The organism is Cupriavidus sp. 05N40, from assembly GCF_056397305.1.
The window spans coordinates 21280-27964 of sequence record NZ_JBFTND010000091.1; the positions used below are offsets into that span (position 1 = coordinate 21280).

The following is a 6685-nucleotide window of genomic DNA, read 5'->3' on the forward strand; positions in this document are numbered from 1 at the left end:
TCCGGCTAGCCCGGCCCCGCCGAAGAAGCGTCGCCGCCCGGCCCGCTCTCCCACGACACACTGGCGAATGCCTGCACAAGGTAGTCCACCAGCCGCCGCACCTTGAGCGGCAGCTGCTTGCGCGTCGGGTAGACGGCGTAGACCCCCAGTTCGCCCGCCCGATATGCCGGCATCAGCTCGACCAGCGCGCCGCTGCGCAAGTCTTCCTGCAGCAGGAAACTGGGTTGCAGCATGATGCCGCCGTGCGCCAGCGCGATGGCGCGGCAGGTGTCGCCGTTGTTGGCATAGACGCGCGCGCGGGTGCTCACGCTCACCTTGCCATCCGGGCCTTCGAAGTGCCATTCGTCGCGGCCGGACCAGTTGGCGTATGCCAGCACGCGGTGCTTCGCCAGTTCATGCGGATGGCGCGGCTCGCCGTGCCGCTGCAGGTAGGCCGGCGAGGCGCACAGGGTCATGCGGGTGCCGGCAAGCCGGCGGCTGATCAGTGCCGAACTTGGCATATCTCCGATGCGCACGGCCATGTCATAGCCTTCGTCGACCAGGTCCACCACGCGATCGTTGAGGGTAATGTCCAGATCGACCTGCGGATGCGCTTCCATGAAGGCGCTCCACAGCGGCGCGAGATGCATGATGCCGAAGGTCAGCGGCACGTTGATGCGGATCAGCCCGCTCGGCTCGCGCGTGCGCGAGGTGATCTCGGCTTCGGCATCGTCCAGCGCGCCGAGCACTTCCTTGGCACGCTGGTAGAAGATCCTGCCTTCCTCGGTCAGCGACAGGCGGCGGGTGGTGCGCTGCAACAGCCGCACGCCCAGACGCTGCTCCAGCGCATCCACATGGCGCGACACCGCGGCCTTCGACATGCGCAGGCCCTCCACCGCTCCGACAAAGCTGCCCGCCTCGACCACCGCGGCGAACACACTCATTTCCAGGGCCCGGTCCATGGCGTCCTCGTCTCTTGATTCGATTGTCCCGATTTTCGAGACTATATATCACATGGATTGCCGTTTATCGTGGCCAGCGAAGCTAATACACTTGCGCCATCGAAATCGGCCATGACGCCCGCGCAAGCCGGCGTGCCGCGGCCCATCGGAGCGTATTCATGTCAGCCGCACTTCCCGCCCTGTTCGTTTCGCACGGCGCACCCACCTTTGCCATCGAGCCTGGCCTGGCAGGCCCGCAACTGACCGCGCTAGGCCGCGCCCTGCCCACGCCGAAGGCCGTGCTGGTGGTGTCGCCACACTGGATGACGCGCGGCGGCGTTGGCGTGACGACCACCGAACGCCCGGAAACCATCCACGATTTCGGCGGCTTCCCCCCGGCCTTGTACGCGCTGCGCTATCCGGTGGCGGGGCATCCCGACCTGGCCATGCGCACCGTGGCCCTGCTGGGCGAGGCCGGCATCCCTGCCCGTGCCGATCCGCAGCGCGGCCTGGACCATGGCGCCTGGGTGCCGGTCCGGCATCTGTACCCGGATGCCCATGTGCCAGTGTTCCAGGTCTCGCTGCCCCAGCCGCTGGACCCGGCCGGCGCACTGGCGCTGGGGCGCGCGCTCGCGCCGCTGCGTGACCAGGGCGTGCTGATCGTGGCCTCGGGCAGCATGACGCACAACCTCTACGAGTTCCGCGGCCGCGACGGCACCGATGCGCCCTACGTCGCCAGGTTCACGGCCTGGGTGCGCGAAGCCGTACGCAAGGCCATGCAGGACGGCGATACCGCCGCGTTGCTCGACTATCGGCGGCTGGCGCCGGATGCCGCCCGCGCGCATCCCACCGACGAGCATTTCCTGCCGCTGCTGGTGGCCGTCGGCGCGGCCGTGGCCGGCGAAGCGCTGCAGGTGATCGACGGCGGCATCGACTACGGCGTGTTGTCGATGGAGTCCTATGTCTTCGGCCAGCCGCAGGCCGCCGCCGCGCCGGTCGCGGCCTGACCAAGGAGATCCCATGCTGCCAGGCAGTGCCGAGATCGGCCCCCAGACCGAAGATTCCGCCAGCGGGCTGCGCTACCGTCTGCGTCAGGCCCACCCTGCCGCCGCACCCGCAGGTCGCCTGATCCTGCTGCACGGCGTCGGCAGCAACGAGACCAGCCTCGCCGGCCTGGCCGCGCTGACCGATCCGCGCGTGCAGGTCGTGCTCGTGCGCGGGCCGCTCACGTTCGCGCCGGGCCAGTATGGCTTCTTCGAAGTCAGTTTCCAGGGCGGCGCGCCCGCCATCGACGCCGCGCAAGCGGACCGCAGCCGCCGCCAGCTGATCACGCTGGTGCGGGCCCTGCATGCGCTGGACCGCGCGGAGGGCGCGGAAGATGACGCACCGCCCGTGCGCACGGTGATCGGCGGCTTCAGCCAGGGAGGCATCATGAGCGCCGGCGTGGCGCTCAGCGCGCCCGCCGACGTGACCGGCTTCGCCGTGCTGAGCGGCCGCATCCTGCCCGAGATCGAACCCCATATCGCGCCTCGCGCGGCGCTCGCCGGCTTGTCCGCGTTCATCGCCCATGGCGAATTCGACAACAAGCTGCCCGTGACCTGGGCGCAACGCGCCGGCCAGTGGCTGGATGCACTCGGCGTCGCGCACAGCTTGCGGCGCTACCCGATCGGCCACGAACTGAACGAGAATGTCGTCGCCGATTTCCAGCAATGGCTGGCCGGGCCGCTGGGGCTATCCGACCCGGGCAGGGGTCGCTCCACCGCCAATTCCGCTCCGCCCCGCGCGTGACCTGCCACCGGGCGGCCGCGCATTCATTTCCATAGGCATGTACAAGAAAGGCACCGCAGTAGAACTGCAGTTTTCCCCCGCGCGCTTGAACGACGGTGCGGGAGACCCGTACTGGATCGACCTCACCGCCGAAGAGGCGCAACGGCTCCTGACCCTGCTGCAGGAAAAGCTGGCCGCACCCGGGCAAGGCACGGCCGCGCCGCTGGTATTCAGCCTGGACGAGCCCGCTGTCGCGGCTGCGCCCGCGCCGGCTGCGACGCAAGACGCCGCCGTGGAGCAAGAACCGACGTCGCCCTCCAACGCCATCGAGTTCAGGCAGTGGGTGTGCATCATCTGCGGCTGGGTCTATGACGAAGCCGCCGGGCTGCCCGAGGAAGGGATTGCGCCCGGCACGCGCTGGGAGGATATCCCCGATGACTGGCGCTGCCCGTTGTGCGACGTCGGCAAGGAGGACTTCGCGATGGTGGCCTTCTAGGCAGTCCAGCCAGGCCGGGCCGGCAGCGCACCCTGTGCCGCCTGGCCTGCCGCCTGCCCTGCCGCCTAGAGCGAGTCCACCAGGCTGCGCACCACCTCGGCCAGCCGGGCGGCGCGGGCGCGCCCCTTCTGGTCCAGGTCCAGCGCGCCGCCGGCGGCCAGCGCCTGCAGGCCGAAGGCGGCGTCCGTCATATCGCGCCACGACGGATGATCGGCATGCATGGCGCCCAGGGCATGGGCCCCCGCGGCCAGGCGGCCGTGGTCCGGCTGCAGGCCGGCCGCCAGGTCTTCCAGGACTTCGGCTGCATCGATCAGGCCTTTGCGGTTCATCTTCCCTCCTCCCGTGGATCCGGCCGGATCGGCGCCGGCTTTTGACTGCATGTTAGGCGGCAAAGCATGCCTCCGCCTTTATCGATTCCCCGGACCACTGCGGACAGACGCGGCGGCCCCGCCTTCTCGCGCGCCAGCCGGGACATCGCCGAGGCGCGCCGGGCCCGGCATGCGCGAGCCGGCGCCGTGGCACCACACATTACATGGCAAGGCATCGCGAGCCATGTCTCGCTTTCCCTCGGTGGCATAACCGGGCGATGCCGCTACACTATGGCCTGACCCTGCCAGCACACCGAGACATCCGCCAGACATGAGCGAAGAACAAAAGAGCGGCAACGCCCCACATTCCGTACCCAGATCCCCCCCGGCATCACGTCCCTCCTCCCTGCGTCACGCAGCCAGCATCCTGGTCGTGCGCGACGGTGCCAAAGGCATGGAAGTCCTGATGGTGCGCCGTCCCGAGCGCAACGACGATCGCAGCAGCGGCGCCTTCGTCTTTCCCGGCGGCACGCTGGACCCCCAGGACCGGAGCCTGCATGCATTCTGTGCCGGCCTGGACGACGCGGCGGCAAGCCAGCGCCTCGGCGTCCCCGACGGCGGACTGGACTTCTACCTCGCGGCAGTGCGCGAATGCTTCGAAGAAGCCGGCCTGCTGTTCGCAAGCGATTCCGCCGGCACGCTGGTCGGGCTCGATGCGCTGCAGGCGCGCGATGCGCAACAGCATGGCTGGCTGCGCCAGTCCGCCCGCAGCGGCGGGCCCGGCATGGCGCAGATCTGCGAGCGCCTCGACGTGCGCCTGGCGGTGGACCGCCTCGCCTATCACAGCCACTGGCTCACGCCGCCCGGCCTGCCCAAGCGCTTCGATACCCGCTTTTTCGTCGCCCTGGCGCCGGCAGGCCAGACTGCCGTGCACGATGGCGATGAAGCGATGGAGCATATCTGGGTGCGCCCGAGCGACGCCCTCGACGCCGCCAAGGGCTACAAGTTCGTGCCGGTGACCCGGCGCACGCTCACCGCGATTGCCCGCTTCGAGACGGCGCAAGCGTGCTTCGACCATGCCGCGCAGCTGCGTGGCGTGGCGCGCATCATGCCGCGCCTGGCCCAGGGCAGCGGTGGCTTGCGCCCCGTGCTGCCGAGCGAGCCGCCCTATGCCGAGATCGAGCGCATCGACCCGCATGGAGAAGGCCATGCTCGCTACGAGCTGGCGACCGGCCTGGCCATGCGCCTGTCCGACCGCGTATGGCGCGTGACCGCCGGCAACGGCAGCGTGATGACGGGTCCCGGCACCAACACCTATTTCGTGGGCGATCCCGCCACCAACGAATGGGCGGTGATCGACCCGGGCCCGGACGACGAGGCTCACCTGGCCGCCGTGCTAGCCGCGGCGCCCGGACCGGTGCGCTGGATCCTGGCCACCCATACCCACCTCGACCACTCCCCGGGCACGCCGAAGCTGAAGGCCTCCACCGGCGCGCCCGTGCTCGGCCGGCCCGCGCCGGACACACCGCGCCAGGACCAGACCTTCCGGCCGGACCGCGTCCTGGAGCACGGCGAACGGCTGGCGCTGGGCGGGGACTGCACCCTGCGCGTAGTCCACACGCCGGGCCATGCCTCCAATCACCTGTGCTTCCTGCTGGAGGAGGAAAAAACCCTGTTCACCGGCGACCACGTGATGCAGGGTTCCACCGTTGTCATCAATCCGCCCGACGGCGACATGCACGCCTACCTGGCATCGCTGGCCGCGTTGCAGCAGGAGGACCTGGAGTGGCTGGCGCCGGGACACGGGTTCCTGATGGCAAAGCCAGCCGATGCGATCCGCACGCTGATCCGGCACCGGCTGCAGCGCGAGGCCAAGGTGCTGAACGCGCTGCGTGACCTTGGCGACAGTGCGCTCGAAGTCCTGCTGCTGCGCGTGTACGACGATGTGCCGGAGCGCATGCTGCCGGTGGCACAGCGCTCCCTGCTCGCGCACCTGAACAAACTGGTCGTCGACGGGGCTGTGGTGGAGGATGGCGGGTTCTGGCGCGCGGTGGAACGCAAGTAGCGTGAGTCTTGCCGGAGGCGCCCGCGCGCGCCGCAAATGAAAAAAGGCTGTCGGGGTTCAGCGCCTGAACTCCGACAACCTTCTTGTCCCGGGTAGTACCGGGCAGGCGACACTACGCAACTCAGCGCCTGCCTTCCTGCTTGTCTGCCGTCCTGCCTGTTTCCCTTCCTGCTTGACTGGCGTGCGAGGTTTGACTCCTAGCCTGGTCTGACTTCTACTCCGACAGCGAAGCCATCAGCAATTGCGCTGCCGCCTCCAGCCGTTCGGGCGCGCCGAACAGGCGTGCCACTACCAGGCCGTTCTGCAAAGCACCGTAGATCACTTGCGCCAGCGCCTTCGGCGGTACCAGGTAGACCTTGTCGTAGTCCTTCTGCGCGCGTTCGATCAACCCCATCAGCCAGTTCTCGTTCATGCGGTAGAACGTCTTGAGCTCGGCGTGTACCGTCTCGGGCAGGCACAGGGTTTCGGTCGACAACATGCCAGCCAGGCAGATCTGGTCACCGCAGGCGGCATTGCGCAGGAAGCTGAGGTACACCTCGGCTTGGGCATGCGGCGGCAGGCTGGCGTCGATGTTGCGGATCCGCTCTGTGACGCGTGCGCTGTATTCCTTCACCGCTTCCAGCACCAGGTCGTCCTTGGCGGGGAAGTAATAGTGGATGCTCGAGGTTTTTACCCCGACCAGCTCGGCAAGATCGCGATAGCTGAAGCCGTTGAAACCACGGCGGCGGATCAGCACCAGCGTATGTTCGAGCAGTTGTTCGCGTACGGATTGCGTTTTCATAGCGTGATCTTATCTATCTGTCGATAGATCCTCAAGCCAATTCCATGTGCAGTCGCAAAAAGCCACCCAGGCTGCTCAGGAAGGCAGCACTTGGGCGACCACCGTGACCATAGAGCCGCTGACCAGGCAGAGCCCGACCCAGCCGACCACGATCAGGAAGCTGTCTCGTAGATTCATCATGCACTCCAGACTAGTAGCAATTGCCAGCCGGACGCCCCACCGGGTGCGATAGCCGGCACTTGCCGGCTACCCCCTGTCGCGATCCGGAACCATCTCCGACTGTGTTCAGGCGTTGGCGCCTTCGGTGAAGACATCGAACTTGCCGGTGCGGGCGCCATCGGTGAAGGC

The 6685-nt window shown here is 68.1% G+C and carries 7 protein-coding genes; 4 read left to right on the forward strand and 3 right to left on the reverse strand.

Annotation, left to right across the window (positions count from 1 at the left end; translation table 11 throughout):
• Window positions 1–5 precede the first annotated feature (5 nt).
• On the reverse strand, window positions 6–941 hold the full coding sequence (locus tag AC1DO7_RS21465; RefSeq protein ID WP_441619830.1) for a LysR family transcriptional regulator: 936 nt from the start codon (window positions 939–941) through the stop codon (window positions 6–8).
• A gap of 158 nt (window positions 942–1099) precedes the next feature.
• Here AC1DO7_RS21465 and AC1DO7_RS21470 point away from each other — a divergent pair, with 158 nt between their 5' ends.
• From AC1DO7_RS21470 to AC1DO7_RS21480, 3 genes are read left to right on the forward strand one after another with little or no spacing between them, the layout of a single operon-like run.
• Entirely contained in the window at window positions 1100–1927 is an 828-nt protein-coding gene (locus AC1DO7_RS21470; RefSeq protein ID WP_441619832.1) for a dioxygenase family protein, read from the forward strand.
• 13 nt (window positions 1928–1940) lie between these two features.
• Window positions 1941–2708: an alpha/beta hydrolase gene (locus AC1DO7_RS21475; protein WP_441619834.1), complete on the forward strand. Its 768-nt coding sequence runs from the start codon at window positions 1941–1943 to the stop codon at window positions 2706–2708.
• Window positions 2709–2745: 37 nt separating this feature from the next.
• Window positions 2746–3183, forward strand: coding sequence for a rubredoxin (locus AC1DO7_RS21480; protein ID WP_441619835.1), 438 nt, complete (start codon window positions 2746–2748; stop codon window positions 3181–3183).
• A 65-nt stretch (window positions 3184–3248) separates the two neighbouring features.
• Here AC1DO7_RS21480 and AC1DO7_RS21485 read toward each other — a convergent pair whose 3' ends face one another.
• The gene (locus AC1DO7_RS21485) at window positions 3249–3512 is read right to left on the reverse strand and encodes a hypothetical protein (protein WP_441619837.1); all 264 of its coding nucleotides are present in this window, start codon (window positions 3510–3512) and stop codon (window positions 3249–3251) included.
• A 310-nt stretch (window positions 3513–3822) separates the two neighbouring features.
• On the opposite strand from AC1DO7_RS21485, the gene AC1DO7_RS21490 reads away from it, so the two are divergent.
• Window positions 3823–5556, forward strand: coding sequence for an MBL fold metallo-hydrolase (locus AC1DO7_RS21490; RefSeq protein ID WP_441619839.1), 1734 nt, complete (start codon window positions 3823–3825; stop codon window positions 5554–5556).
• Window positions 5557–5770: 214 nt separating this feature from the next.
• Here the strand turns inward: AC1DO7_RS21490 and AC1DO7_RS21495 are convergent, their stop codons facing one another.
• Window positions 5771–6337, reverse strand: a complete 567-nt coding sequence (locus AC1DO7_RS21495; RefSeq protein WP_441619841.1) for a TetR/AcrR family transcriptional regulator — start codon at window positions 6335–6337, stop codon at window positions 5771–5773.
• Between the last annotated feature and the right edge of the window lie 348 nt (window positions 6338–6685).